At 72.0% G+C, this 26707-nt stretch carries 24 protein-coding genes and 1 riboswitch; of the genes, 6 read left to right on the plus strand and 18 right to left on the minus strand.

Features of this window, described 5'->3' with window-relative positions; translation table 11 throughout:
- Window positions 1-3: 3 nt before the first annotated feature.
- The 5 genes from ACZ4VA_RS14725 to ACZ4VA_RS14745 all read right to left on the minus strand — a co-directional run bounded on the left by ACZ4VA_RS14725 (window position 4) and on the right by ACZ4VA_RS14745 (window position 5399).
- Window positions 4-693, minus strand: coding sequence for a TetR/AcrR family transcriptional regulator (locus ACZ4VA_RS14725; protein ID WP_356166671.1), 690 nt, complete (start codon window positions 691-693; stop codon window positions 4-6).
- A gap of 156 nt (window positions 694-849) precedes the next feature.
- Entirely contained in the window at window positions 850-996 is a 147-nt protein-coding gene (locus ACZ4VA_RS14730) for an SCO1431 family membrane protein (RefSeq protein ID WP_356242196.1), read from the minus strand.
- A gap of 261 nt (window positions 997-1257) precedes the next feature.
- Window positions 1258-2610: a peptidase C39 family protein gene (locus tag ACZ4VA_RS14735; RefSeq protein WP_468081548.1), complete on the minus strand. Its 1353-nt coding sequence runs from the start codon at window positions 2608-2610 to the stop codon at window positions 1258-1260.
- A 233-nt stretch (window positions 2611-2843) separates the two neighbouring features.
- Window positions 2844-4385 (minus strand): amino acid permease, encoded by a 1542-nt coding sequence (locus ACZ4VA_RS14740; RefSeq protein WP_355787683.1) that lies wholly within the window; start codon window positions 4383-4385, stop codon window positions 2844-2846.
- A gap of 57 nt (window positions 4386-4442) precedes the next feature.
- Window positions 4443-5399, minus strand: a complete 957-nt coding sequence (locus ACZ4VA_RS14745; RefSeq protein ID WP_356166450.1) for a hypothetical protein — start codon at window positions 5397-5399, stop codon at window positions 4443-4445.
- 256 nt (window positions 5400-5655) lie between these two features.
- On the opposite strand from ACZ4VA_RS14745, the gene ACZ4VA_RS14750 reads away from it, so the two are divergent.
- Window positions 5656-6321 carry a uridine kinase family protein gene (locus ACZ4VA_RS14750; protein ID WP_356242192.1) on the plus strand — a complete coding sequence of 222 codons (666 nt, stop codon included), beginning with the start codon at window positions 5656-5658 and terminating at the stop codon, window positions 6319-6321.
- A gap of 432 nt (window positions 6322-6753) precedes the next feature.
- Window positions 6754-8616: an AAA family ATPase gene (locus ACZ4VA_RS14755; protein WP_356166456.1), complete on the plus strand. Its 1863-nt coding sequence runs from the start codon at window positions 6754-6756 to the stop codon at window positions 8614-8616.
- 56 nt (window positions 8617-8672) lie between these two features.
- Here ACZ4VA_RS14755 and ACZ4VA_RS14760 read toward each other — a convergent pair whose 3' ends face one another.
- The 9 genes from ACZ4VA_RS14760 to ACZ4VA_RS14800 form a co-directional block, all read right to left on the minus strand.
- Complete coding sequence (locus ACZ4VA_RS14760; RefSeq protein WP_355784821.1) at window positions 8673-9761, minus strand: hemolysin family protein; 1089 nt, start codon at window positions 9759-9761, stop codon at window positions 8673-8675.
- Window positions 9758-11092 (minus strand): hemolysin family protein, encoded by a 1335-nt coding sequence (locus ACZ4VA_RS14765; protein ID WP_356166459.1) that lies wholly within the window; start codon window positions 11090-11092, stop codon window positions 9758-9760. The genes ACZ4VA_RS14760 and ACZ4VA_RS14765 overlap by 4 nt, the downstream gene beginning before the upstream one ends.
- 234 nt (window positions 11093-11326) lie before the next feature.
- Complete coding sequence (locus ACZ4VA_RS14770; protein ID WP_468081552.1) at window positions 11327-11782, minus strand: PH domain-containing protein; 456 nt, start codon at window positions 11780-11782, stop codon at window positions 11327-11329.
- Between the two features lie 21 nt (window positions 11783-11803).
- Window positions 11804-12661 carry an ATP phosphoribosyltransferase gene (gene hisG, locus ACZ4VA_RS14775; protein WP_355791320.1) on the minus strand — a complete coding sequence of 286 codons (858 nt, stop codon included), beginning with the start codon at window positions 12659-12661 and terminating at the stop codon, window positions 11804-11806.
- A gap of 51 nt (window positions 12662-12712) precedes the next feature.
- The gene (locus ACZ4VA_RS14780) at window positions 12713-12985 is read right to left on the minus strand and encodes a phosphoribosyl-ATP diphosphatase (RefSeq protein ID WP_119106228.1); all 273 of its coding nucleotides are present in this window, start codon (window positions 12983-12985) and stop codon (window positions 12713-12715) included.
- A gap of 34 nt (window positions 12986-13019) precedes the next feature.
- Entirely contained in the window at window positions 13020-13505 is a 486-nt protein-coding gene (gene ribH, locus ACZ4VA_RS14785) for a 6,7-dimethyl-8-ribityllumazine synthase (protein ID WP_468081555.1), read from the minus strand.
- A 57-nt stretch (window positions 13506-13562) separates the two neighbouring features.
- Window positions 13563-14852: a bifunctional 3,4-dihydroxy-2-butanone-4-phosphate synthase/GTP cyclohydrolase II gene (locus ACZ4VA_RS14790; RefSeq protein WP_468081556.1), complete on the minus strand. Its 1290-nt coding sequence runs from the start codon at window positions 14850-14852 to the stop codon at window positions 13563-13565.
- Complete coding sequence (locus tag ACZ4VA_RS14795) at window positions 14849-15493, minus strand: nicotinamide mononucleotide transporter family protein (protein WP_356166465.1); 645 nt, start codon at window positions 15491-15493, stop codon at window positions 14849-14851. The genes ACZ4VA_RS14790 and ACZ4VA_RS14795 overlap by 4 nt, the downstream gene beginning before the upstream one ends.
- Complete coding sequence (locus ACZ4VA_RS14800; protein ID WP_468081559.1) at window positions 15490-16125, minus strand: riboflavin synthase; 636 nt, start codon at window positions 16123-16125, stop codon at window positions 15490-15492. Before ACZ4VA_RS14800 ends, ACZ4VA_RS14795 begins: the two co-directional genes overlap by 4 nt.
- A 151-nt stretch (window positions 16126-16276) precedes the next feature.
- Window positions 16277-16407, minus strand: a riboswitch (FMN riboswitch).
- 412 nt (window positions 16408-16819) lie between these two features.
- Between ACZ4VA_RS14800 and ACZ4VA_RS14805 the strand changes: the two genes are divergently transcribed.
- Complete coding sequence (locus ACZ4VA_RS14805; RefSeq protein ID WP_468081561.1) at window positions 16820-17554, plus strand: SDR family oxidoreductase; 735 nt, start codon at window positions 16820-16822, stop codon at window positions 17552-17554.
- 663 nt (window positions 17555-18217) lie between these two features.
- On the opposite strand, the gene ACZ4VA_RS14810 is transcribed toward ACZ4VA_RS14805, so the two are convergent.
- A complete protein-coding gene (locus tag ACZ4VA_RS14810; protein ID WP_356166471.1) occupies window positions 18218-19429 on the minus strand; it encodes an ROK family transcriptional regulator in 1212 nt (403 codons plus the stop codon).
- A 131-nt stretch (window positions 19430-19560) separates the two neighbouring features.
- Between ACZ4VA_RS14810 and ACZ4VA_RS14815 the strand changes: the two genes are divergently transcribed.
- Window positions 19561-20772: an MFS transporter gene (locus ACZ4VA_RS14815; RefSeq protein WP_356166474.1), complete on the plus strand. Its 1212-nt coding sequence runs from the start codon at window positions 19561-19563 to the stop codon at window positions 20770-20772.
- Here the strand turns inward: ACZ4VA_RS14815 and ACZ4VA_RS14820 are convergent.
- Window positions 20732-21193 (minus strand): acyl-CoA thioesterase, encoded by a 462-nt coding sequence (locus tag ACZ4VA_RS14820; protein WP_356242184.1) that lies wholly within the window; start codon window positions 21191-21193, stop codon window positions 20732-20734. The two genes, ACZ4VA_RS14815 and ACZ4VA_RS14820, sit on opposite strands and share 41 nt — an antisense overlap.
- 88 nt (window positions 21194-21281) lie before the next feature.
- Entirely contained in the window at window positions 21282-22547 is a 1266-nt protein-coding gene (locus ACZ4VA_RS14825) for an alginate lyase family protein (RefSeq protein ID WP_468081564.1), read from the minus strand.
- A gap of 121 nt (window positions 22548-22668) precedes the next feature.
- Between ACZ4VA_RS14825 and ACZ4VA_RS14830 the strand changes: the two genes are divergently transcribed.
- Window positions 22669-24090 carry a uracil-xanthine permease family protein gene (locus ACZ4VA_RS14830; protein ID WP_468081566.1) on the plus strand — a complete coding sequence of 474 codons (1422 nt, stop codon included), beginning with the start codon at window positions 22669-22671 and terminating at the stop codon, window positions 24088-24090.
- A gap of 164 nt (window positions 24091-24254) precedes the next feature.
- Entirely contained in the window at window positions 24255-24929 is a 675-nt protein-coding gene (locus ACZ4VA_RS14835) for a DUF5995 family protein (protein ID WP_355791270.1), read from the plus strand.
- Window positions 24930-24992: 63 nt separating this feature from the next.
- Here the strand turns inward: ACZ4VA_RS14835 and ACZ4VA_RS14840 are convergent, their stop codons facing one another.
- The gene (locus ACZ4VA_RS14840; RefSeq protein WP_355791273.1) at window positions 24993-26702 is read right to left on the minus strand and encodes a flavin monoamine oxidase family protein; all 1710 of its coding nucleotides are present in this window, start codon (window positions 26700-26702) and stop codon (window positions 24993-24995) included.
- Between the last annotated feature and the right edge of the window lie 5 nt (window positions 26703-26707).

A 26707-nucleotide genomic window follows, 5' to 3' on the forward strand; every position in this document is an offset into this window, starting at 1 on the left:
TGGTCAGCCGTCCCGGCGGGCGGCGGCCGGAGTCACGTACGACGGGTCGATCTCCTCGACGGCCCGCAGCGCGCCGCCCAGCATCTTCACGAGCAGTTCGCGCATGGTGTCGCGTGACAGGTCCCGGCGGTCGATCCAGTCCAGGGTCGCGCCCTCGACACTGCACAGCCAGGCGAGCAGCGCCGCCCGGGGCAGCGGCGCGACGGCCGGCGGGCCGCCTCCGGCCCCGGCCGGGCGCATGGGTCCCCACGCCCCCTCGGCGATCGTGGTGATGATCGCCTCGCGCACGCCGTCACGGATGGCCTGCACCTCCGCGTCGAAACCGACGCCGCCGCTGATGATCGTGCGGTACGCGGCCTGGTGGTGCTCGGCGAAGCGGAGATAGGCGTCGATGGTGCGGTGCACGCGCTGGTCGGGGGGCAGGTCGAGACCGCCGGCCGCGCGGGAGACCAGGTCGGCGACCGAGTCCTCGACGATGGCCAGGTAGTAGCCGCGCTTGGACTGGAAGTAGTAGTAGATCAGCCCTTTGGCGACCTGCGCCTGCCGGGCGATGTCGTCCATCGACAGCGCGTCGTAGGACCTGTCGGCGAACAACTTCCGTCCGACCGCGATGAGTTCGGCGCGGCGGGCCACCGAGCGGTCGGTGCCTCGCGCACGTGGGCGGTCGAGACCGCGCTGCTGGCTGCTGTTCAATTCCGGCCCTGGTCTCCAACTGCCGACGGGACATCGGCAGTATGGCAGAGCCAGGTCAGCCGCCTGTTCGACGCCGACCGGCGGCTCCTGGGGCGCACCGGCCGCTTCGGCCGCGGTCGCGGTCTCGCGAGCCGGCGCCGGCGTCGCCGCCTCGGGTCACAGCAGTCCGAGCTGGGTGACGAGCATCGCCAGGACCACGACGAGGACCCAGCCGACGGCGTGTTCGAGGATCTTCGGCCCGTCTTCGCGGGGTCCGCCGGTGCGGGCACGGGCACGGGCGGCGGTGGCGGAGGTCGCGGTCATGGCTTCTCGCAGACGTGAGTGGTGCGGTGGCTCCCCGCCCGCCGGCTCCCCACCGACCCGACCACCTTGCCACCGGAGGAGGCCGTCGCGGTAGAGAGCTTGGTCACGCCGGCGCTTCCCGGGGTTCTCGGGCCCTGCAATCCCGTACGTACGTGCGGGGTGTGCGACCCCTCACACGTCACGCCCGGCTCCGGACCGGCTGGTGGACCCCGGTCCGGAGCCGGGCATGTGGGACCGCCCCGACGCTCCGCCGGACCCCTTCTACCGGACGCCCACCGCGGCGAGCGCCTTGCGCTGGCGCGCCGAGGCGTGTGCGGGGAAGTACAGGTAGCAGACCCCGCCGGTGCCGGAGACGACCTTGCCGGAGGCGTTGTAGCGCTTGGTGCGGAGCCAGATGTTCTCGAATTCGCGCCTGTTGTAGACCCGGCGCACGGCGTCGTCGCTCGGTGACGCCGGGTCGTTGGCGATCACGTCGCCGTCCGCGGTGAAACCGATGACGGTCATCAGGTGGCCCGAGGTGCCGTAGCCCGCCCCGGTCAGCTCCGTCTTGAGGAACGACTGCGACGTTATGGCCGGGATGCCGGCCGCGATCAGCGTCTCCAGGTCGGTGAGCGAGCCGAGCCGGGTCACCACGCCCTGGAGGTCCTTGTACGTCGCCGCGTAGGCGGCGTTGAAGGGCCAGTTGCCGCAGCCGTCGTACTGGTAGTCGTAGGTGAACCGGGCCGCGTGGCACACCTGCGGGTCCCGGTAGGCCGGGTCGACCCAGGCGAGCTGCTCCGCCGTGGGCCGGCGCCCCCAGTACTCGATGATCATCTGGGAGGAGGTGGGGCTGCACCAGGCCTCGCCGCCGTTGTCGTACTGCGGGTACTGGCCGGCGTGGATCTCCTGCGAGTACCGCGGGACGCTCAACTCACCGGCGAGGCCGGGCGTGGAGGCCGGGACGGTGAAGCGGTCGGGGACGTCGGAACCCATCACGCCGGCCCGCCACACCGTCGGCGTCAGGTCCGTGCCCGGGGTGCGGTACAGCGTGAGCCGCAGCCGGCAGGAGACCAGGCGCAGGCCGGAGGCGGCGTCGTCGACGGCGAAGGTGTCCGTCCAGACGGTGCTCTTGCCGTCGCTCTGGTCGTCGACGGAGGTCCGCCTGATGTCCTGGTCACCGGACGCCCAGCGGCCCATCACGTACCAGGGGGTGTCCGTGCCGTCGGAGTAGGTGCCCGTCAGCTCGATCTGGAGCCAGGTGCCGGCCGGGGTCCGCGCGTTCCACGAGGCGATGACCTCGGTGGCGGGGACGGTGAGCCGGTGGACCGGGGACGTCCAGGTCGCGTACTCCCAGGTGGCGGTCTTCTGGGTGTGCGGGTCGGTGTAGTCGGTGGTGCCCGCCGGGGTGGCGACGACGATGCCCGGCCGGGCGCCCGGGACCGCGCGGGTCCCCCGGGCGGCGCCCGCGCGCCAGTCGCGGTACGAGGTCCAGGCGTGGTTGTCCACGAGGCCGCCCGGGGCTTTCGCCGGGCGCGTCGGGGTGGCGGCGGCCGCCGGCCCCGCCGCACCGGCGGCCGCCACGGCCACGGCGGCGGCGAGGACGGTTCTACGGGACGGTTCGGAAGCTCTGGTCATGGGTGAGTGACCCCCAGTAGTCCGGAAGGGGCGGTTCGACAGCACGGCTGTGGCCCAACTATGGATGCCGGAGGCCGACTTCTGCCAGCACTTCGGGCCTCGCCGCGCCCACCAATATTGGTCGGGACCACTGGCATGACCTGCGCGTCCCGGTCCGGGCCGCGTCCAGGGGCCGGACGGGCGGGGGCCCCGGCGCACGGGAGTGCCGTGTGCCGGGGCCCGGTGGCGGCGGGTCAGATGAGGTCCATGGCGGCGACCTCGTCGGGGCGGCCGTAGCTGACCGGCCCCTGGAAGCGGCGGCGGGCGGTGGCGAACCACCAGACGGTCGCGATCACCAGGACGGCGGCCAGGGCGATCGGCGCGTAGTTGAACGTGTCGACGGTGATCGGCGAGGCCTGCGGCAGCATGAACAGGACGCTGCTGAGGAGGATCCAGGTGACGGCGAGGACACCGACCGGCCTGCTCCAGCGGCCCAGGTGCCAGGGGCCGGGGCGGAACTCGTCGCCGAGCCGCAACCGCAGGAAGATCGGCACGGCGTAGGCGAGGAAGAGCCCCACGACGTTCACGCTGACGATCGCCGTGAACGCGGTGTGGGACCACCAGCCCGGCAGCACCAACGCGAGGGAGCAGCCGACCGCCAGCCAGACCGCCTTGACGGGTGTGCGGGTGCGCGGTGAGACCGAGTGCCACCAGCGCGAGCCCGGCATGGCCCCGTCCCGGGAGAAGGCGAAGATCTGCCGGGTGTTGCTGGTCAGGTTGGCCAGGCCGCAGAAGAGCATGGCCCCGATGACGATCAGCAGGATCAGCTTCGCGGTGGCCGGGCCGAGGCCGTCCAGGAGGATCTGCACGGGCGGCGCCGAGGAGCCCGCGACCCGGTCGTAGTCCTGGATGCTGAGGACGAGCGCGAGCATGAGGACCAGACCGGTGACCGCCGACCATCCGATCGCGCGGGTGATCCCCTTCGGCGCGTTGACCGTGGCGCGGACGGTTTCCTCCGACATGTGGAAGCTGCCGTCGAAGCCGGTGAAGGTCCAACTGGTGACCAGCAGGCCGAGCATGCCGCCGTAAATCCCGTTGGTGAAGCCGGTGTTGTTCGCGAAATGCGTGACGAACGACGTCGGCTGATGATGGTCGGGCATCACGGTGAGCGTGCCGACGATGACGACGAGTCCGATCAGCAGCCACCACACGGAGATGCGGTTGAGGAGTGCGACCACCCGCACGGTGTAGGTGTTGGCCAGTCCCTGGAGCACGATGATCAGCGCCGTGATCAGGACCGTCTGGTGGGCGGTGGGCTCGTACGAGGGCCACTGCAGCGCGACGAACGCCTGGATGAAGGTGGCGGCCGCGTATCCGGTGGCGGCCGTGCCGCCGACCTGGCCGACGAAGTTGAGCCAGCCCGTGTACCAGGACCAGGCGCCCTTGTGCCGTCTGGCGAGTTTCCCGGCGGAGAAATAGAGAGCTCCGCTCGTCGGGTAAGCGGAAGCGACCTCCGCCATCGCGGCCCCGATGAAGAGCACCATGACGGAGACGCCGATCCAGCCGAAAACGAGAATGCGCGGGCCGCCCGCGTTCATTCCGTATCCGAAGGAGGAGAAAATACCCGAGACGATGTTGATGATGGTGAACGAGATCGCGAAATTGTCGAACGCCTGGAATCGGCGGGTGAGTTTCCGTGGATATCCCATCGCATGGAGCGTGGCGTCGTCGTCGAGCGCCGCGGCGTCCGCGCCGCCGCGGGCTCTCGTGCGCGGGGCCGATAACCGTTCTGACACAGCCGGGCCTTTCTCGTGGGGGGGGGGGAGGTGGGGCGGAGGACCGGGACGGATGGGTCAGGCCGCTCCGGGGACGGGCAGCCCGCAGGTCCGCCGGGCTCGGGAGAGCTGGTCCTCGGGATCGCCGAACACGCTCCAGGGCATCCGGGACGCGTACGGGCCCATGGCCATGAGGACGGCCCGCGCCTCGAACTCGCGCTGGGCCATGACCAGTGCGTGCGCCAGGTACGCCAGGTCGAGCACGGGCGTGAAGCGGTAGCCGGCCACGTGCGGCAGCCAGTTCTGGTAGACGGCGAGCGCGGCAGACCGCCACTGCGGCTGCTCCCAGACGCGGTCGGCGAGCAGCTGGGAGGGGTCGTAGCTCTCGACCAGGGCCACCAGCGGCAGCAGCCGCAGAGGTGAGGAGACCGGCGCCCGCTGGCTCAGGAAGGCCGCGACGTCCCAGGCCGCGTTCACCGAGCCGCCGTGCCGGGTGAAGAAGAACGCCAGGAAGCGGTGGTGCCCCTCGCGGTGCCAGGGGTCGAGCCGCAGGATGTGCGAGAACAGCTGCCAGGGGCCGGACGGCGCGGTGAGAAGTCCCTGCGGGGCGGGATCGCGGATGTCGTGGAGCCGGGCCATGGCCAGTTTGGCCACCGACGGCGTGGGGTCGTACGGCGCCGTCGTCGCGGCGCGGTCGCAGGCCGCCACCGCGATCCGCTCCAGCGCCTCGGCCCGCTCGTCCCGGGCGTCGGCGGCCCGCAGCGCCCGCAGCACGGCCACCCGCGCCCACAGCAGGGCCGCTTCGGGGCCCGGCTCCTCGGCCAGCCAGCGTTCCGCGAGATCGGAGTCGGCGGCCTCGGAGGCAAGGACCAGGGAGCGGTGGGCGCGCAGTCCGAAATCGCGGCGCGTCTCGGCCAGCGCCTCGTGGGCACTGAGATACCGGCCGGCTCTCACATCGGTGCAGACGCTCGCGAGCCTGCGGTCGTCGGCAGCCGGATGCCACACGTACTGCCCCTCGAACAACCCCGCGGTCATGTTCCCCTGTCCGTCCCCGTACGACACCGCTGCGCCGTGTCCGCCGACGGTGCCGCATTTCGGTCAGGACGCGGCCGGCCCCGCACGGACAGCAACACGAAGACTACTCAGCATCAAGGGCAACCGGAACGGCACCGTGGAATTGGCAGGTTCTACCCCCCTCAGGCGCGGCGGCGGGAATGACCGACCGTTTATTCGTTCAATTCGACACCATCCGCCTTCCTCCGAATTCTTCCGGTATCGACCGCTGTAGAATGTGCGATCGGAATATGCCCCCCTCAGAGCACCCCCGGGAACCGTCATCCACGACCTCGCGACCCGCATCCGCCGGCTGCCGCCCTCCTGCGGTCCCGTACGCCTCGTCGGCGTCGACGGACACGCGGGCTCCGGGAAGACGACCTTCGCCGGGCGGCTGGCGGCGGCACTCGGCGGCGCACCCGTCCTGCACCTCGACGACATCGCCACCCACGAGGAGCTCTTCGCCTGGACCGGGCGCCTGCTGCGGGAGGTCGTCGAACCCCTCGGCCGCGGCGAGGACGCGCGCTACCGGCCCTACGACTGGCGGGAGCGGCACTTCGGGACGGCCAGGGCGCTGCCGCCCGCGCCCGTCGTCCTGATGGAGGGGGTCGGCGCCGGCCGCCGGGAGCTGCGCCCGCACCTCGCGGCGCTGCTGTGGATGGAGCTGCCCCGCGAGGAGGCATGGACGCGTGGGCGGGGACGGGACGGAGCGGCCCAGGAGGAGTTCTGGGACGGGTGGGTCACGGCGGAACACCGGCACTTCGCGCAAGACCCCTCCCGGCCCTTCGCGCAGCTTCTGGTACGACAGCGGCCCGAGGGATACGAGGTGCTGCCAGGGCCTGCTGGTACCGCGGAATCGGACCACTTGCTCACTCACGGTGACGGACCGTCCGCAGTGTGCTGAACTTGTGAAGAGCCTTGCGGCCGAACTTCTCCGAGTGCTCCAACTCGGCTTGACCGGGGGGCCGTACAGGTCTTACGTTCTGAATGTGCGGCCGTTCGAGGCCGCCCCCAGACGCGAAGCCCCCGGTTGTTCCCCCGTGATCGGGGGCTTCGTTCTGCTCCCGATCCAATTTCCGGACGCTTTGAGCCCTCATTTGCTCACCCTGGGTCACCGTCACGTGTGCGCCCCGTCCGCTCCCACCTCGCAGAACGAGGCGTGCGGCACCCTACGGCCGACCCCTGCTCCGCAGGTACGATGCCCTTCGGTGCGACTTCGGACGGCGGCTCTGCGCACCGGGCAACTCCCGTCCGCGGCACAGCGGTTCGACGAAGGCTGTCGGCGGGCACCGGCCCGGCGGCACACCCATCGGGGGCACGGTTTGTGGGGGACGTGATGGACTTCGGCACGCAGGGCCCACAGGCCCCGGCCGACCTCGCCTGGCTGCGGGGCGTCGACGCCTACACGATGGGCGCCTATCCACAGGCGGAGGAGGAGTTCCGCGACGCGGTCCGGATCGACCCGGGGATGGCCGACGGCTGGCTCGGGCTGCACGCGCTGCGCGTGGACACGACGACCGCGCTGCTGCGCATGTTCCGTCACCGGGACCGCTTCGGCGAACAGCGCTCCCGGCACCGCCGCACCCTCAACTCCTGGTACTGGCTGGGCTGGTGGGTGCAGCCCGTGCTGGAGAGCCCTCGCGACCTGCTCCTCGCGCACGCCTCGCACTGGCTCGACGGCCGGCACGTCCCGGAACTGGACCGGGCGCTCGCGAGCCTGCCGCCCGTCGACGCCGACCCGCAGGTGCGTTTCCTGCACGCCTGCCGCGCCTACCTGGTCAAGGACTGGGAGCAGCTGGTCCGGCACACGGACCCGCTGATCGACGACCCCATGCTCGGCATCGAGGCCGGCCTCTTCGGCGGGATGGCCCGGGTGCGCCTGGAGATGTACGGGCACGCCGAGCCGCTCCTGTCCTCGGCCCTGATGCGCTGCCGCAGCGAGCAGCCGCAGCGCAAGGAACTGCGCTACTGGCTGGCCCGGGCGCACGAGGGCACCGGGCGGTCCGCGGCCGCCCTGCCGCTCTACCGGGCCGTGCACCGGGTGGACCCGGCGTTCATGGACACCTCGGCAAGGCTGGCCGCGATCTCCGAGGGCGACGGGTACGACGACGCGGCCGACTTCGCGGCGATCACCCTCGCCGGGGTGGGGCAGGACGTGCTGGAGGGGCCGGACGGTGTGGACCCCCTCTTCGGCACGGAGGGACGGGAGTTGAAGCTCTCCGAGCCCGAGCCTCCGCCACCCGGGGCACCGCCTCCCGAGAGGGACCCGGTGCGGGAGAAGACCGTGATCCCGGTGCAGTCGCCGCCGACCGGGCCCACCGATCCGGCACTGCTGGAGGAGGCGCTCGCGGAGCTGGAGGGGATGGTCGGTCTCGAACCCGTCAAGCGCCAGGTGAAGGCGTTGTCCGCGCAGCTGAACATGGCGCGGCTCCGGGCCGGCCAGGGCTTACCCGTGCAGCCTCCCAAGCGCCACTTCGTCTTCTCCGGCCCCTCGGGCACCGGCAAGACCACGGTGGCCCGCATCCTGGGCCGGGTCTTCTACGCCCTCGGCCTGCTCGGCGGCGACCATCTCGTGGAGGCCCAGCGCGCCGATCTGGTGGGCGAGTACCTCGGCCAGACAGCCGTGAAGGCCAACGAGCTGATCGACTCGGCGATCGGCGGCGTCCTGTTCGTGGACGAGGCCTACTCGCTCTCCAACTCGGGCTACGGCAAGGGCGACGCGTACGGCGACGAGGCCCTGCAGGTGCTGCTGAAGCGGGCCGAGGACAACCGCGACCATCTCGTCGTCATCCTCGCCGGCTACCCCGAGGGCATGGACCGCCTGCTGGCCGCCAACCCGGGCCTGTCCTCCCGCTTCACGACCCGCGTCGACTTCCCCTCGTACCGTCCCCTCGAACTCACCTCCATCGGCGAGGTGCTGGCCGCCGACAACGGCGACGTGTGGGACGAGGAGGCGCTCGACGAGCTGCGCTCGATCGCCGGGCACGTGGTCGACCAGGGCTGGATCGACGAGCTGGGCAACGGCCGCTTCCTGCGCACCCTGTACGAGAAGAGCTGCGCGTACCGCGATCTGCGGCTCACCGGCTACCCCGGGACGCCGTCGCGCGACGACCTGTCGACCCTGCGGCTGCCGGATCTGATGCAGGCGTACGGGGAAGTGCTGTCCGGGCGGGGGCCGCAGGACCCGTCGGCTCTCTGACACCACGGCCCTGCCCACCGGAGGGGCCGCTCTCGCGGCCCTCCGGTTCGAGCGGGTCAGCCGGCCAGCGCCTGCTCCTGGGCCGCGCTCACGCGCGGCTCCGAGACACGCACCGGCTGCGGCGCCTCGCGGTGCGCCGGGTCGCGGACCTCGCCGACCAGGAGCTCCAGGACGTCCTCCAGGGCGACCAGGCCGAGCACCTTCCCGGACGCGTCGGCGACCTGGGCGAGGTGGGTCGCGGCACGCCGCATCACCGTCAGGGCGTCGTCCAGCGGGAGTTCGGCCCGCAGGGTCGTCATGGGCCGCCAGACGTGCTGCGGCACCGCCCGCTGGGACTCCTCCAGGTCGAGTACGTCCTTCACGTGCAGGTAGCCCATGAAGGCGCCGTTCTCCGCGGCCACCGGGAAACGGGAGTAGCCGGTGCGGGCGGTGAGCGCGACGACCTGGCCGGGGGTGACCGAGGGACCCACGGTCACCAGGGAGGCCCGGCCGAGGAGGACGTCCGTGACCGGGCGGGAGCCCAGCTCCAGCGCGTCCTCCAGGCGCTCCTGCTCCTCGGGGTCGAGGAGGCCGGCCTGACCCGAGTCCTCCACCAGGCGGTTGAGCTGCTCGCTGGTGAAGACGGCCTCGACCTCGTCCTTGGGCTCGACGCGGAACAGCCGCAGGATCAGGCGCGCGCAGGCACCGAGGGCCACGGTGACCGGACGGCAGAGGCGCGCGAAGGCGACCAGCCCCGGGCTGAGCCACAGCGCGGTCTTCTCGGGCGCCGCCATCGCCAGGTTCTTCGGGACCATCTCGCCGATGACGAGGTGGAAGAAGACGACGAGGGCGAGCGCGATGACGTAGCCGAGGGGGTGGATCATCCCCTCGGGCAGCCCGGCCGCCTCGAAGCCGGGCTCCAGGAGGTGGGCGACGGTGGGCTCGGCGACCGCGCCGAGGGTGAGGGAGCAGACGGTGATGCCGAACTGGGCGGCCGCCATCATCTGCGGAAGCCGCTCCAGGCCGTACAGCACCTGGCGTGCCCGGGCGGTCCCGAGCGGTTCGATCTGGCTGCGCCGTACGGAGACGAGCGCGAACTCGGCGCCGACGAAGAAGCCGTTGGCGAGCACGAGCAGGGCGGCGAACAGGAGTTGGAGCAGGGTCATCGGACCGCCTCCGCGACAGCCGGGGCGTCCGCGGTCCTGACCAGCCGGACACGCTCGGCGCGGTAGTGGCCGACCTGGCGTACCGACAGGCGCCAGCCCGGGAGTTCCGCCTTGTCACCGGGGGCCGGGATGCGGCCGAGCAGGTCGGCGACGAGGCCGGCGACGGTCTCGTACGGGCCTTCGGGCACGTCCAGGCCTATGCGCTGGAGGACGTCGACCCGGCAGCTGCCGTCGGCGTCCCACGCGGGCCGTCCGTCCTCCGGCGGCGCCGCCGCGAGTTCCGGCACGTCCTTGGCGTCGTGCTCGTCGCGGACCTCGCCGACGAGTTCCTCGACGATGTCCTCCAGGGTGACCACACCCGCCGTGCCGCCGTACTCGTCGACGACGACGGCGATCGGCTGCTGGCTGCGCAGCTGCTCCAGGAGCGGCTGCACGGGCAGGGTCTCCGGGACGAGCAGCGGTGCCTGGGCGATCCGACCGACGGGGGTGCGCAGCCGGTCGTGCGAGGGCACCGCGAGGGCGTCCTTGAGATGGACCATGCCGACGATCTCGTCGATCCGCTCCCGGTAGACGGGGAACCGCGAGAGGCCGGTGGCCCGGGTGAGGTTGACGACGTCCTCGGCGGTCGCCGAGGACTGGAGCGCGCTGACCTTCACGCGCGGGGTCATGACGTGCTGCGCGGTCAGCTCGCCCAGGGACAGGGTCCGCACGAAGAGGTCGGCCGTGTCCTGTTCCAGCGCGCCGGCCTGGGCCGAGTGCCGGGCCAGCGAGACGAGCTCACCGGGGGTGCGGGCGGAGGCCAGCTCGTCGGCGGGTTCGACGCCGAGGGCGCGTACCAGCCGGTTGGCCACGGTGTTCAGCGCGGCGATCACCGGGCGGAACAGGCTGGAGAAGGCGTGCTGCGGGCCCGCGACGAAACGCGCGACCTGGAGCGGACGGGACACCGCCCAGTTCTTCGGGACGAGTTCGCCGATCACCATCTGCACCGCCGAGGCGAGCAGCATGCCGACGACCACGGCGACGCCGGAGACGGCGCCTTCGGGGACGCCGATCGCGGTGAAGGGTCCGTGCAGCAGTTCGGCGAGCGCCGGTTCGGCGAGCATGCCGACGACCAGCGAGGTGATGGTGATGCCGAGCTGGGTGCCGGAGAGCTGGAAGGACAGCTCCTTGAGCGCGTTCACGACCGTACGGGCGCGGCGGTCGCCGTCGGCCGCGGCGCGCTCGGCGTCGGGGCGGTCCACCGTGACGAGGCCGAACTCGGCCGCCACGAAGAAGCCGTTGGCGAGGATCAACAGGAACGCCGCCCCGAGGAGCAGCAGGGGGATGGTCATGATGCCGCCGCCTCGCTGTGTCGGGAGGGGGCGGCGCAGGTACTACAGGACGATCCGTCCATCGCTGGAGGGAGTCACTCCTCGGGTAGCAGGAGCCCCCGGGCACCGGTCGGAGCCACAGGGGCGGAGGCGCAACGAAAACGCCTCCGTCACCAGATTAATCAAGACACGGGCCGGAACGTCAGGGGAGAATCCCCCGAGCCCGCCCCGATTGTCTGTGAGACCGCTCTCGGTCTACCCCTCGGACTGCCCGGGGTCGTGGACCGCGTGGGCCTCGGCGAGGGCGCGCAGGGCGCGGGCGTCCTCGATGGCCCGCTGCTTGGCGATGCCGGGCTGGATGCCGAGGGCGGGCATGCTCGTGCCGTCGCTGAGGTCCAGGAACACCCAGGGATCGCCGGGACGCAGGTTGACCTGGAGGATCTCCGGCCATGCGAGGCGCCGCCTGCCGACGATGTTGACGACGGTCACCCCGGCGTCGTCGGCGACGACCTTGGGCCGGGCGAGCAGCAAGAGGACCGCGCACAGCAGCGCCGCGGTGAAGACGAAGCTCAGGCGCTCCCCCGGGCTGAGCTGCTCCAGGAGCATCGCGACGGTGGTGATGACCACGAAGATCGCGACGCCCGCGGTGAGCAGGACGGCCCGGGTGCGCGAGGGCCGGAAGGTGACAGGGAGCACGGGCAGTTGCGCCATGGGTGTGGTTCCGTCTCCCGGTCAGAGCCGGCAGGCGTGGATGGCGGTGGTCAGGATGGCGCGGGCGCCGAGCTCGTACAGGTCGTCCATGATCCGCTGGGCTTCCTTGGCGGGGACCATCGCGCGGACGGCGACCCAGCCCTCGTTGTGCAGCGGGGAGATGGTCGGCGACTCCAGGCCGGGGGTGAGCGCGACGGCCCGCTCCAGGTGCTCGGCGCGGCAGTCGTAGTCCATCATCACGTACGTCCGGGCGACCAGGACGCCCTGGAGGCGGCGCAGGAACTGCTGGACCTTCGGCTCGGTGGCCTCGTCCACGTCCGCGCCGACCCGCCGGACGACGACGGCCTCGGACTTCATGATGGGCTCGCCGAAGACCTCCAGGCCCGCGTTGCGCAGCGAGGTGCCGGTCTCGACGACGTCCGCGATGACCTCGGCGACGCCGAGTTCGATGGCGGTCTCGACGGCTCCGTCGAGGTGCACTACGGAGGCGTCGACGCCCTTGTCGGCGAGGTACTTGTCGACGATGCCCTCGTAGGAGGTGGCGACGGTCATGCCGGTGAGGTCCTCGACCGTCCCGGCCGTGCCCGGCTTGGTGGCGAAGCGGAAGGTGGAGCGGGCGAAGCCGAGCGGGAGGATCTCCTCGGCGTTGGCCCCGGAGTCGATGAGCAGGTCGCGGCCGGTGATGCCGATGTCGAGCCGCCCGGAGGACACGTAGATCGCGATGTCGCGGGGGCGGAGGTAGAAGAACTCGACCTCGTTGACCGGGTCGACGATGCGCAGCTCCTTGGACTCCCGGCGCTGCTGGTAGCCGGCCTCATGCAGCATCTCCGCCGCAGGGCCTGACAGGGAACCCTTGTTGGGGACGGCGATGCGCAGCATGAGGTCGGCTTCCTTTGTTCGTTCGTACGGTGCGGGAGCGGGAGGGACGGCTCAGAGGTGGGCGTAGACGTCGTCGAGGGAGATGCCGCGGGCGACCATCATCACCTGGACGTGGTAGAGCAGCTGCGAGATCTCCTCGGCGGCTGCCTCCTTGCCCTCGTACTCCGCGGCCATCCACACTTCGGCGGCCTCTTCGACGACCTTCTTGCCGATGGCATGGACCCCCTTCCCGACCAGTTCGGCGGTGCGGGAGGTGGCGGGGTCGCCGCTGGCGGCCTTGTGCTGGAGCTCGGTGAAGAGCTCCTCGAAAGTCTTCTTGGACATGGTGCTGCCTACCCTACGCGCAAGCGCCGGTGCCTCAGCGCCAGGGTTCGGATACCGAGCGCAGTGTGGCCGCGGTCGCCACGGCGGCCGTCACCGCCTCGTGGCCCTTGTCCTCGTGGGAGCCCTCGATGCCCGCACGGTCGAGCGCCTGCTCCTCCGTGTCGCAGGTCAGTACGCCGAAGCCGACGGGGACGCCGGTGTCGATGGAGACCTGGGTCAGTCCCTGGGTGACGCCCTGGCACACGTACTCGAAGTGCGGGGTCCCGCCGCGGATGACGACACCGAGCGCGACGATCGCGTCGTAGCCGCGGCCCGCGAGGACCTTCGCGACGACCGGGAGCTCGAAGCTGCCCGGGACCCGGAGCAGGGTCGGCTCGTCGATCCCCAGTTCGTGCAGGGCCCGCAGGGCGCCGTCCACGAGGCCGTCCATCACCTTGTCGTGCCACTGTGCCGCGATGACCGCGACGCGCAGGTCGCCGCAGTTGCGTACGGACAGTTCAGGTGCACCCTTGCCGCTCACGTCTCTCCTCAGCGTTCTTTCTCGTACTGCTCGTGCTGTTCGTGCTGTTCGGTGCTGCTACTGGTTGTTGCAGGCGGACACTGCGGTCGTGTCCAGCCAGGGCAGGTCGTGCCCCATCCGGTCCCGCTTGGTGCGCAGGTAGCGGAGATTGTGTTCGCCCGCCTGGACGGGCATCGGCTCCCGGCGGTTGACCTTCAGGCCGTGCCGCACGAGCGCCTCGGTCTTCTCCGGGTTGTTGGTCATCAGGCGCAGGCTGCGGACGCCGAGGTCCTGGAGGATCTGCGCGCCGGCGCCGTAGTCGCGGGCGTCCGCGGGCAGCCCCAGTTCCAGGTTGGCGTCGAGGGTGTCACGGCCGCGCTCCTGGAGTTCGTAGGCGCGCAGCTTGGAGAGCAGTCCGATGCCGCGCCCCTCGTGTCCGCGCAGGTAGACGACGACTCCGCGGCCCTCGGCCTGGATGTTGAGCAGGGACGCCTCCAGCTGGGGGCCGCAGTCGCAGCGCAGCGAGTGGAAGACGTCGCCGGTGAGGCACTCGGAGTGGATGCGGACGAGGACGTCCTCGCCCTCGCCGATGTCGCCGTGGACCAGGGCGACGTGCTCGACGCCGTCCACCGTGGAGCGGTAGCCGAACGCCGTGAACTCGCCGAAGGCGGTGGGCAGCTGGACCTCGGCCTCGCGGCGCACGGTCGGCTCAGCGGTGCGGCGGTAGGCGATCAGGTCCTCGATGGAGATGATCGTCAGGCCGTGCTTGCGGGCGAAGGGGATCAGCTCGGGCAGCCGCAGCATGTGGCCGTCCTCGCCGGCGATCTCGACGATCGCTCCCGCGGGGCGCAGCCCGGCGAGGCGGGCGAGGTCGACGGCGGCCTCGGTGTGGCCGTTGCGGACCAGGACGCCGCCGAGCCTGGCGCGCAGCGGGAAGATGTGGCCGGGGCGCACGAAGTCGCCCGCCTCGGAGCCGCCGTCCGCGAGCAGCCGCAGGGTGGTGGCGCGGTCGGCCGCGGAGATGCCGGTGGTCACGCCGTGCGCGCCGCTCGCGTCGACGGAGACGGTGAAGGCCGTCTTCATCGACTCGGTGTTGTCGTCCACCATCTGCGGGAGCTGGAGGCGGTCGAGTTCGTCGCCCTCCATGGGCGCGCAGATCAGACCGCGGCACTCGCTCATCATGAAGGCGACGATCTCGGGGGTCGCCATCTCGGCCGCGATGACGAGGTCGCCCTCGTTCTCGCGGTCCTCGTCGTCGACGACCACGACCGGGCGGCCGGCCGCGATGTCGGCGATGGCCCGCTCGACCGGGTCGAGCGCGAAGTCCTCGATGTTGTCGGTGCTGTACCAGACGGGCGCCGTGGTCATGCCGGGGCTCCTTCCAGAGTGGGCCGCGCATCCCGGCGGGAGCGCAGCCACCAGTCGCGCATGCCCCACAGGACGAGCGCGCCGTAGACGACGTAGACGAAACCGGAGAAGGCGAAGCCGTTGGCGAAGTTGAGGGGGACGCCCACCAGGTCGACGAGCAGCCAGGCGAACCAGAACTCGACCATGCCGCGCGCCTGGGCGTACATGGCGACGACGGTGCCGACGAAGATGTACGCGTCCGGCCAGGGGTCCCACGAGAGCGTGGGGTAGGCCGTGAAGAGGCCGCCGACCGCGAGGGTGCCGGCCGCTGCGGCGCCGACCAGGCAGGCGCGTTCGCGCCAGGTGGCGAAGCGGATGGCGACGGAGCCGTCCTGCGCCTGTCCCCGGCCGCGGTTCCACTGCCACCAGCCCCAGAGGGCGACCACCATGACCACGACCTGCTTGCCGGCGCTGCCGGTGAAGTGGGCCGTGGCGAAGGCGGCGAACAGGATGACGCCGGACAGGAACTGCACGGGCCAGGTCCATATGGAGCGCCGCCAGCCGAGGGCGAGGGCGATCAGACCGATCGTGTTGCCGATCATGTCGGACCACTTGATGTGCTGGTCGAACAGCGTGAACGCCTCGGAGTTCAGCCAGTTCACGACGTCACCCCGGGGAGGCCGGGCAGCCCGGCCGGCTGCTCCGCCCGCGCGCCGAGCAGCCGCTCGACGTACTTGGCGATGATGTCGACCTCGAGGTTGACCGGGTCGCCGGCCTGCTTGAGGCCGAGCGTGGTCAGCGCGAGGGTGGTGGGGATGAGGCTGACGGTGAAGTGGGCGGGGCCCGCCTCGACCACGGTGAGGCTGATGCCGTCGACCGTGATGGAGCCCTTCTCGACCACGTACCGGGAGAGGCCCGCGGGCAGGGAGATCTTCACGATCTCCCAGTTCTCGGAGGGCCGGCGCTCCAGGACCGTGCCGGTGCCGTCGACGTGGCCCTGCACGATGTGGCCGCCGAGACGGGCGCCGACGGCGGTGGGGCGTTCGAGGTTGACACGCGATCCGACGGACAGGGCGCCGAGACTGGAGCGGTCCAGGGTCTCCGCCATCACGTCGGCGGTGAACTCGTCGCCCTCGTGGTCCACGACGGTCAGACAGACGCCGTTCACCGCGATGGAGTCGCCGTGCTGGGCGTCCTGAGTCACGACGGGTCCGCGGAGCCTGAAGCGGGAGGCGTCGCCGAGGTTCTCGACGGCGGTTACCTCGCCCAGCTCTTCGACGATTCCGGTGAACACTTCCCGGGTCCTCCCTGCCTCTTGGGGCACGGACTCCGGGGCCTGTCGATGACGACAGAATCAACGGACGACGACATCAGGGGCGACGCCGGACGGAAGTCCGTCCACGAGGGAACGGACCTACTACGGCGGCGTGCATGATGCCCGCCCGCCGCGCACTGCCTCCCATCCGGACTTTCACCGTCGGTCCAGGAATTTCACCTGGTCAACCGGCCACTGGATGCGGCCGGGTCGCGGACTGTAACCGCCGGTTCGGAATTACACCGACCCCGGAGTGCGCTGCTTCTGGTACAGGGCCAGTGTGCCACGACTGATCCGCACCCATGCGGGTGAACCCCTGTGTGGTGGCTCACAGGACGTTTCCATGGACTTCTGCGCGCGGCTCGGGCCAGGTCAACTCCGTTACGGGTGACGGGTTCCGCGTTTGGTCCATACCTATTGACGCTCTGGTCTAGTCCTCTTAGGGTCGGCGATCACGGCCTCGTTGAGCCCGGCCCCCGAACGGCCCGGCGGCGGTGACGAAAGGCCCTTGCCCGCCGCCGGGTCCCACCATGGAGAGGGCGGCCCGGGAAGCGACCGGGACGCCGGACCGGCGGGCCCGGCCGGGGATGTCACATTTCACGGCCGCTTTCCCGTCCTGTCGGTGCGAGGGCGTTCCAGTCGGGGACGCCCGGCGTCCGGAAGGCTGAACGACATGAGCACAGTCCTGGTGACCGGCGGCACCGGAACCCTCGGCCGGCTCGTCACCGAGCGGCTGCGGGCGGGCGGCCACGAGGTGCGGGTCCTCAGCAGGCACGCGCAGCCGTACGCCGTCGACCTGCGCGCCGGCGGGCCCGGCCTGGACGCGGCCGTCGCCGGTGTGGACACGATCGTGCACTGCGCGAGTGCCCCGCGCGGTGACGAGCAGGCGGCCGCGCACCTCGTCGCGGCGGCCCGGAAGGCGGGTGTGCCGCATCTGCTCTACATCTCGATCGTCGGGGTGGACGCGGTGCCGCTCGGCTACTACCGGTCCAAGCTCGCCGTCGAGAAGCTCGTCGAGGAGTCGGGGTTCGGCTGGACGATCCTGCGCGCGACCCAGTTCCACGACCTGGTGGTACGACTGCTCGACGGGCTGTCCAAGGTGCCGGTGCTGCTGCTTCCGGCCGGGGTGAGCGACCAGCCCGTCGAGGTCTCCGACGTCGCCGACCGGCTGGTCGAACTGGCGGTCGGGGCTCCGGCGGGGCGCGTCGAGGACATGGGCGGGCCCGAGGTCCGGACGTTCCCCTCGCTGGCGCGGGCGTACCTGCGGGCCACCGGGAAGCGGCGCCCGATGGTGGGGGTGCGGCTCGCGGGCAAGGCGTACCGGGGCATGCGGGCCGGGGGCCACCTGACCTCGGAACACGCGGTCGGGAAGGGCACCTTCGAGGAGTACCTGGCGCGCCGCTTCTGAGCGGTCCGGCCCGCCCCTCGCCGACCCCCGGGGTGCGCCCGTACGCCGCCGTCCCTGCCGAGGGTCCCCGTACGGAGCTCGGGGACCGGCATAGCGGTGCGAGGCGGGCGCCGATGCGTTGGCGCGAGCTCGGGCAACCAGGCCCGCCACGCCAGCCCGGGAACTCAACGCGTCAGCCCGGGCCAGGGGACCCGGTGCGTCAGCCCGGGCTAGGGGACCCGGTGCGTCAGCCCGAGGCCGGGGGCCCAGCAAGTCAGAAGCCCGGAACCCTGTGCGTCAGCCCGAGCCCCGGTACCCAGCACGCCAGAAGCCCGGAACCCGGTGCGTCAGCCCGAGGCCGGGGACCCAGCCCGTCAGCCCGAGGCCGGGACCCCAGCCCGTCAGCGAGCCCGGAACCCGCGCGTCAGGCCGAGCCCCGGGACCCGGCCCATCTGCCCGAGCCGGGAGCCCAGTGTCAGCCCGAGGCCGGGACCTCAGGCCGTCAGCGAGCCCGGAACCCGCGCGTCAGGCCGAGCCCCGGGGCCCGGCCCATCTGCCCGAGCCGGGAGCCCAGCGTCAGCCCGAGGCCGGGGCCCCAGCCCGTCAGCCCGAGCCGGGAGCCCAGCCCGTCAGGCCGAGCCCCCGGGGCCCGGCCCATCAGCCCGAGCCGGGGAAACGACCGAGTCAGTGCGAGCCCGGGAACGGCGTCGGCCGGCCCCCCGGCGGGAACAGCGCGTCCTGGGCGCCGTCGCGGGCCGTCAGGAGCGCGCCGCGCAGGACGGCCGCTCCGCCGAGGGAGCTCGCCCGGACCTCCGTCGGCAACGGCGACATACGCACGAGCCGCCGCGACACCCGCGCGGCCAGCGCCTGCCCGCCCGCCTGCCCGGTCTCGCCGCCGAGGACCACGCAGCCGGGGTCCAGCACGGCGATGACGGACGCGGCGCCGATGGCGACGCGGTCGGCGAGGACGTCGAGGAACCGGTCGGCTCCCGGGTCACCGGGGGTCGCCACCGCCCGCCGCACCAGCGCCGCGGCGTGCGGCTCGTGCGGCGGCGCGTCCGCGGTGACGCCGTGCTCGGCCGCGAGGGCGGCGATGGCGGCGGACCCGGCGAGGGAGTGGAAGCCGCCCTCGCAGTCGGTCGCCGAGGGGAGGGTCGTGGTGCCCGGCACCGGCAGGAAACCGATCTCGCCCGTGCCGCCGGAGGCCCCGCGGCGGAGGGCGCCGTCGAGCACGACGGCGGCACCGGTGCCGTGGCCGAGCCAGAGCAGTACGAAGGTCTCGCGGTCGCGGGCCACCCCGTCGCGCTGCTCGGCGAGGGCCGCGAGGTTGGTCTCGTTCTCCACCAGGACCCGGGCCGGCAGGCGTTCCTGGAGGGCCGCGATCAGCCGCCGGTGCCACTCGGGCAGGCCCGAGGAGTCGCGCAGTTCACCGGAGGCCGGATCGATCAGGCCGGGGGCGCCGATGCCGACCGTGTGCAGCCGTTCCGCGCCGGCCTCCTTGGCCGTACGTTCCACCAGGGAGACGGCCTGCTCCACGGCGGCGCCCGTCCCCGCGTCGCCAGCGATCGGGAGCGACGCCCGCCCGAGCTCGGTGCCGAGCAGGTCGGCGACGACGACCGTGACCCCCTCGGTCCTGACGTCGAGGGCGGCGAGCTGCGCCCGGTCGGCGACGATGCCGTACACCCGGGCGTTCGGGCCGCGGCGCTGTTCCCCGGACTCCCCCACGACCGCGATCAGACCGGCGGCGGTGAGGCGTTCGACGAGGTCGGCGACGGTGGGCCGGCTCAGTCCCGTGAGCTGCTTCAACCGGCCGGCCGTCAGGGGGCCCTCCTGCTGCAGGAGCCGCAGGGCGAGCCGGTCGTTGATGGCCCGGGCGGTGCTCGGAGATGCGGGCATGCCGGGATCCTTCCAGATGCGGAGGGCCCGCGGCCCCGGGCCACCGGCTCTGCATCGTCTATTTATCAGGCAGGGTTCCTGATAGTTTACGTCGGCAGCACGGGAGGACGTCCGGGAGGGGCAGCGACAGCATGAGCGAAGTGATCTACGACAAGCGCGAGTTGAGGCGGGCGCGGTACGCCGTGGCCGCCGTGTTCGCGGTGCACGGCGCGGTCACCGGCTCCTTCGCCACGCGCGTGCCGTGGATCCAGGACCACGCCGGCATCGGTGCGGGCCAGCTCGGCATCGCGCTCGCGTTCCCGGCGATCGGGGCGTCCGTGGCCATGCCGCTCGCGGGCCGGATCACGCACACCTTCGGCGCCCGCACGGCCCTGCGCGGGCTGCTCGCCCTGTGGACGCTCTCACTGGTCCTGCCGGCCCTCGCGCCGAACCTGCTCACGCTGTGCCTCGCGCTCTTCACGTACGGGGCCACGGCGGGGATGGCGGACGTGGCCATGAACGCGCTCGGGGTCGAGGTCGAGAACCGCCTCGACCGGTCGATCATGTCCGGGCTGCACGGCATGTGGAGCGCGGGCGCCCTGGCCGGTTCGGCGGCCGGCACCCTCGCCGCGCACCTCGGCTCGGACGCGCGCCTGCACCACGTGCTGGCGTCGGCGGTGCTGACCGTGCTCGGCCTGGTCGCCTGCCGATGGGTGCTCGACCTCAAGCCCACGGAGGACGAGGAGCCGCCGCCGCGGTTCGCGCTGCCGCCCAAGTCGGCGCTGCTCATCGGCGCGGTCGGGTTCTGCGCGGTGTTCGCCGAGGGTGCGAGCCTGGACTGGTCGGCGGTCTATCTGCGGGATCAGCTGGACACCTCGGCGGGGCTCGCGGCGGCCTCCACGACCGGCTTCACGCTCACCATGGCGATCGCGCGGCTCGCCGGCGACAAGGTCGTGGACCGCTTTGGGGCGGTGCGCACCGTGCGCGTCGGGGGTGTCCTCGCCACGCTCGGCGGTCTGCTGGTGGTGTTCGCGGGGAATCCGGCCGCCGCGATGGCCGGCTTCGCCCTGATGGGCCTCGGCATCGCGGTCGTCGTGCCGCTGGCGTTCGCCGCGGCGGGCCGCAGCGGCCCCAACCCCAGCCTGGCCATCGCGGGCGTCGCCACCATCACCTACACCTCCGGGCTGGTGGCGCCCAGCGCGATCGGCACGCTGGCGCAGGCGACCAGCCTGATGGTGTCGTTCGGCCTGGTGACCGTGCTGGCCTGCGGCCTCGCCGTCTTCGCGGGCGTCCTGCGCGCCGGAGACCGCAACCGCGCGCAGGTCAGTCCCCCGAGCGCAGCAGTTCCCGGCCCACGGTCCTGAACCGCTCGGTCCACGGCGTCGGGCGCAGCGTGCCGGCGTCGAGCCGGACGAGCACCCGGATGCCCTGCGCGTAGGTCACGGCGCCGTCGGCCGAGCAGAAGCGGAAGCCGTACGTCAGTCCGGTGTTCCCGAGTCGCTCCAGCCAGAGGTGGACGGCGTACTCGCCGGGCCGGTTCACCGGGGCCTCGTAGCTGATGCGCAGTTCCCTGACCGCGTTGCAGAAGTCGCCCGCCGCCTCCCAGTCGCCCTCGAAACCGAAGCCGCGCTCGTGCCAGAAGGCGGTCCAGGCGCGCTCGACCAGGACGGGATAGCGGGCGTTGTGGAGCAGTCCGAGCGCGTCCAGGTCGTCGAAGTGGACGGTGACGGGGACGAGCCGGCCGTGGGTCGGGGCGGGTACGGCGGGCGGTGCTTCGACGGTCACGGGCGGGGCTCCTGAGGGTGCCGGACGGAACGGTGGAACCGCCCCATACTAAGCAACCGCTCAGCAGCCCCCGACGGGGCGGTGCAGGTCAGCCCGCTATCGAGTCCAGCTGCTCCGCGGCGGGCCGCAGCTCCCAGAGGTCTCCGCCGGGCGGTGTCTCCAGCCGTGGCAGCGCCGCGCGGGCGGCCCGGTCCCCCGCGTCGGCGGCCGCGTGCACGACGTCGCTCGCGGCGAAGCGGTGGAACTCCAGCTCCGGGTACGGCCAAGGCCGCGCCCCCGTCGCGGCGGGCAGCAGGAAGTCGACCGCCTTGAACAGGCTCTGCCCGTCCGGCCCTTCGTACGCCCAGAGGTTCACACCGACGTGCCGGCCGACGGCCGCGAGCCGGGTGTAGGCGACCAGGTCGAAGGTCGAGTAGTGCCAGCTGCGGGTGCGGGCGAGCTCCTGCGGCTGGCTGCCGTCGGCGGCGATCTGCGGGTCGATGCGCGCGGACCGGGCGTCCAGGACGGTCCGCCGGGCGAGGTCCCGGTCGCCGGTCGCGCCGGCGAGGGCGGCGAGCAGCAGGTCGTAGAACGTGCCGTGGTTGTTCTTCGCCGCGCCCTCCTCCTTGCCGAAGGCGCTGTCTGTCAGCCAGTCGCGGAACCCTGTGTTCCAATCGCGCATCGCGGAGCGGTCGCCCTTCGTCCAGCCGGGGGCGCCCGTTTCCAGGATCGCGACGGCGTCGAGGACGCTGGTGTACGACTGCGAGAAGTCGATGATGCCGATGGCCCGGCCGTCGTACCGGCAGGGGATGAACTGCCCGTGGTCCAGGTTCGGGTTCATCCGGGTGTCCGGGGCGAGGAACCAGGTCCGCAGCACCGAGGCCGCCTTCTCGGCGTACCGCCGCTGTCCCGTGTAGTACCAGGCCAGGGACAGGTCGTAGGCGGAGTCGAAGACCTTCTCCGCGTCCTGCCGGTCGGTGCCGGTGTCGACCTCGGGATTGCGCTGCCCGTCCCGCTGGACGTAGGGGCAGCCCCAGGGGTTGTCCGCGGTCCTGGGCTGCGAGGGCCACCAGTACGGGGCCTGGCTCAGGTAGTCGTGCACGTCGCCGCCGGGCGCCGGGCGGGGTTTGTCGACGACCGTCCAGGGACCCTGGTCCAGCCAGCCGTCGGCGCGGGCCGTAAGGCTCCGCAGCGCGCGCACGAGCCGGGGATCGCCGCGGTCCAGCCGGGCCTTGGCCCGCTGGAGTCCGGCACCGTCCAGGACGACGGTCCCCGGGACCCGGGGCGCCGGGTGGGCCGTGGCGGAGGGGGTGACGCCGGCGGCGAGGGCGGCCACGGCCACCAGGACGACGCCCAGGCGCGATCGTGCACGCATCGAGCACTCCGATCAGATATATGAACGCAGTTCACGAGTGGGATTGGGTGAGCGTAGGACCCCCGCACAGCCATGACAATGGTCCGGACACATTCACGTACGAAGAAAGCGAAGCCTCACCATGGATCTCGGCGTGCGCTGGAAGCTGCACGGTGACGGGCGTACGCCCGCACCCGGAGCGGTGGTCCGCCCCGACGAACGCCTGTCGTGGCCCCGCACGTTCGGGCTCGGCGCCCAGCACGTGGTGGCGATGTTCGGGGCGTCCTTCGTGGCACCCGTGCTGATGGGCCTCGACCCCAACCTCGCGATCATGATGTCCGGCGTCGCGACCGTCATCTTCCTGCTCGCGACCCGCGGCCGGGTGCCCAGCTACCTCGGCTGCTCCCTGTCCTTCGTGGGCGTCGCCGCGGTGATCCGCGCCCAGGGCGGCACGAGCGCCACGGTGACCGGCGCGGTCCTCGTGGTGGGCGTCGCGCTGTTCCTCGTGGGGCTGGCCGTGCAGCGGTTCGGGGCGCGGATCATCCACGCGGCCATGCCGCCGATCGTCACCGGCGCGGTCGTCATGCTGATCGGCTTCAATCTCGCGCCCGTGACGGCCACCACCTACTGGCCGCAGGACCAGTGGACGGCGCTCCTCGTCATGCTGTTCACGGGTCTGGCCGTGGTGTGCCTGCGTGGATTCTGGTCCCGCGTGGCGATCTTCCTGGGCCTGGTCTTCGGCTACGCGATCTCGTGGGTCTTCGACCGGGTCTTCGGGCGGATCCACTCCGTGGACGCGAGCGGCAAGCTCACCGACCACTGGCGGCTCGACCTCTCCGGGGTCGGCTCCGCGGACTGGATCGGCCTGCCCTCCTTCCACGGGCCGAGCTTCCAGTGGTCGGCGATCCTCGTCGCGCTGCCGGTGGTGATCGCGCTGGTCGCCGAGAACGCCGGGCACGTGAAGGCCGTCGGCGAGATGACCGGCGACCCGCTGGACGACAAGCTGGGCACCGCGATCTCCGCGGACGGCGTCGCCTCCGTGCTCTCCACGGCCGTCGGCGGCCCGCCCAACACCACGTACTCCGAGAACATCGGCGTGATGGCCGCGACCCGCGTCTACTCGACGGCCGCCTACTGGGCCGCCGCCGGTTTCGCGCTCCTCTTCGGCCTGTGCCCCAAGTTCGGCGCGGTCGTCGCCGCGATCCCGGGTGGCGTCCTCGGCGGCATCACCGTGATCCTGTACGGCATGATCGGCCTGCTCGGCGCGCAGATCTGGCTGAACGCGGGTGTCGATCTGCGCAACCCGCTGAACCTGGTGCCGGCCGCCGCGGGCATCATCATCGGCGTCGGCGACGTCACCATGACCTTCACCGACACCTTCTCGCTGAGCGGCATCGCGCTCGGCACCCTCGTCGTGATCACCGGCTACCACGCCCTGCGGGCCATGGCCCCGGCCCACCTCAGGACGCAGGAGCCGCTGCTCGACTCCGGCACCTCGTCCTACGACGCCGCGGACGCAACGGCGGAACCGGAGCCCGCCAGGAATCGGCACGCCGACTCCTAGGCGTGCGCGGCCCGGAAGGTCCCCGAAGTGCCGCCGCGGCGCCGGGCACGCACGGCTGAGGCGGGACGGTTCGCCCACTCCCCCGGTGGGCGCCGTTCCCCCGTTCTGGGGAAGCGTCCGGCCCGGCGGCCCCGCCGCCGGGCCGGGACTGGCACCCTGCCCCCATGGCGCAGTTGGAAGTGTTCACCGGACCTGTCGACGCGGTCGTCCTCCGTATGCGCGCCCTCGACGCGGACCTGCCGGAGCGGGACGGCGTCGCCGTCTTCAACCGCGTCTACCTCGCCGTCACCGAGGAGGTGGCCCGGCGCCTGGGCACCGGGCACTTCCCCGACGCCGAGGCCGCGACCGCTCTGGACGTGCGGTTCGCGCAGCGCTACCTGGCGGTGGCCGAGGAGGAGCACCGGCCCGCCTGCTGGCGGCCGCTGTTCCAGTTCCGCCGCCATCCCGGCGTACGGCCGCTGCAGTTCGCGCTGGCGGGCATCAACGCGCACATCGGGCACGACCTGGCGTTCGCGGTGGTGGACACCTGCCGCGGCCTCGGCTGCGAACCGGCCGATCTGGAGGACGAGTTCGAGCGCGTGGGCGATCTCCTCGTCTCGCTGGAGGAGCGGATCCGCGAGGAACTGATGCCGGGTCCCGACCTGCTGCAGATCGCCGACCCGCTCACGCATCTGCTCGGCTCCTGGAGCCTGGAGCGGGCCCGCGACGCCACGTGGTCGGCGGCCCGCGCCCTGTGGGCCCTGCGCGGACTCCCGGACCTGGCCGAGGAGTTCGGCCGGCGGCTCGACGCGGCGGTGGGCCTGACGGGCCGCATGCTGCTCACGCCACTGCCGGACTGAAGCCCGCCCGGCCGGGCCCCGTACCGGGGGCGGGGAACCGGCCGGCTCCCCGCCCCTGTGCGGTCAGTCCTCGGGCAGTTCCACGGGCGCGATCTCGTCGTAGACGTCGCCGGGGCCCGGGTTGGTCGGGTCGGTGGCGCCGCCCAGCTGGCGCATCACGCCCCAGACCGCGTTCAGCGCGGTCTGCACGGCGCCCTCGGCCCAGCCGGCCGTCCAGGAGATGTCGTCGCCCGCGAGGAAGATCCCGCGCTTGTCCTCGGGCAGCCGGTCCTGCATGAAGTGGGTGAACAGGCGTCGCTGGTAGCGGTAGTGGCCCGGCAGGTTGGCCTTGAACGCGCCCATGAAGTAAGGCTCGTTCTCCCAGGACACGGTCACCGGGTTGCCGATGATGTGCTTCCGGATGTCGACCTTCGGGTAGATCTCGCCGAGCGACTTGAGCATGACCTCCATCCGCTCGTTCGCGGACAGCGGCAGCCACTTCAGGCTGTCGTCGCACCAGGTGTACGACAGGCAGATGACCGCCGGCTTGTCGGGGCCGTCGTCCAGGAGGTACGTGCCGCGCGTCATCCGGTCGGTGAGCGTCATCGACATGACGTCGCGGCCAGTCGGATCTCCGTTGTCGTCGACGGCCTTGTCCAGCCAGAACGGCCGGTCGACCGGCACGAAGAGCTTGCTCGACTCCATGTAGTGCGTGCGCTCGATCGCCGTCCAGTGGTCGATCGGGAAGAGCGAGTCGTCGCAGGCGATCTTCGAGAGCAGCATCCAGGACTGGGCGGTGAAGATCGCCGCCCGGTACGTGCGGATGTCGCCCTTGGCGTCCGTGACGGTGATCCGGTTGCCAGCGGTGCGGCCGAGCCGGGTCACGGCCGGGCGCGGGTCACCGCCGTGCAGCGTCGCCAGCGAGGTGCCGTACGCCCAGTGCACGATCTTCTCCGGCTCGCGCTCCCACAGGCGCAGCGGAAGCTGCTGGGAGCCCCCGACGATGCCGCGGTGGTGGTCGTCGGCCTCGGTGTAGACGACGCGCAGGATCTCCAGGATGGAGTTCGGGAAGTCGGTGTCCCAGCCGCCGGTGCCGAAGCCGACCTGGCCGAATATCTCGCGGTGCCGGAAGGACTTGAAGGCGTCGGAGTCGCAGAGGAAGCCGTAGAAGGTCTGGTTGTCGAGCTTCTCGACGAGCTTGGACCAGATCTCGCGGATGCGCGGGACGTCGCGCTCGCGCATGGCCTGGTTCATGTCGGAGAAGTCGGCGCCGTCCTCCAGGCAGGCGTTCCACGCGGCGGCGACCTGGCGGTACACCTCGGGCAGGTCCTCGACCGTCTCGGCGTAGTGCGACTCGCCCTTGAGGTCGACCACGGTCGACGGCGTGGACTCGGCCAGCGGGTTCGGGAACGGCCGGGTCTCCAGGCCCACCAGGTCGATGTAGTGCTGGAGGGCGGTGGAGGACGGCGGGAAGCGCATGGCGCCCATCTCGGCCGTGAGGGAGGGGTCGCAGCCCTCGAAGCCGACGGTGCGCAGCCGGCCGCCGATCTGGTCGGCCTCGTACACGACGGGCTTGAGGCCCATCTTCATCAGCTCGTACGCGGCCACGATGCCGGAGAGGCCGCCGCCGATGACCGCGACCTCGGTGCCGTGCTCGGTGGCGGGTATCTGGCCGAGGCCCGCGGGGTGCGCGAGGAAGTCGTCGTACGCGTACGGGAAGTCCGGGCCGAACATGGTGATCGGCGGCTGCTGCGCGTCGGCGTGGGGGACGGCGGTGGGCACCGTGGACGTCATGGGGT

Source organism: Streptomyces sp. NPDC028308 (assembly GCF_055565855.1).